The organism is Neoroseomonas rubea, from assembly GCF_016106015.1.
In the GTDB taxonomy this organism is placed as follows: Bacteria; Pseudomonadota; Alphaproteobacteria; order Acetobacterales; family Acetobacteraceae; genus Neoroseomonas; species Neoroseomonas rubea.
Map to the genome: position 1 here is coordinate 1 of NZ_JACADQ010000732.1, position 640 is coordinate 640.

General features: G+C 67.8%; 1 protein-coding gene. It reads left to right on the forward strand.

Features of this window, described 5'->3' with window-relative positions; translation table 11 throughout:
- The coding region (locus tag HW577_RS26110) for a putative Ig domain-containing protein (protein WP_198378974.1) at nt 1-640 on the forward strand (640 nt) is incomplete at both ends.

The window sequence follows — 640 nt, forward strand, 5'->3', positions numbered from 1 at the left end:
GGCGACAGCCTCGCCTACACCGCGACGCTGGCCGATGGCTCACCCCTGCCGGCCTGGCTGTCCTTCGATCCCGCGACCCGCACCTTCTCCGGCACGCCCGGAAATACCGATGTCGGCACCCTGGCGGTGCGTGTCATCGCGACCGACGGTAGCGGTTCCAGCGCCAGCGATGATTTCACGCTGACGGTTGCCAACACCAACGACGCTCCGACACTCGCCAACCCGATCGCGGACCGATCGGCGACGGAGGACAGCGCCTTCAGCTATCAGGTCCCGATCGGCGCGTTCGGCGATCCCGATGCGGGCGACAACCTCGCCTACTCCGCGACGCTGGCCGATGGCTCGCCCCTGCCGGCCTGGCTGTCCTTCGACCCCGCGACCCGCACCTTCTCCGGCATGCCCGGAAATACCGATGTCGGCACCCTGGCGGTGCGTGTCATCGTGACCGACAGCAGCGGCTCCAGCGCCAGCGACGATTTCACGCTGACGGTTGCCAACACCAACGACGCTCCAATTGTCGTGGCGGGCTTGACCGATACCACCACGACCGAGGACGCCGCTTTCACCTTCACTGTGCCCGCCGGAGCCTTCGCAGATCCCGACACAGGCGACAGCCTCGCCTACACCGCGACGCTGGCCG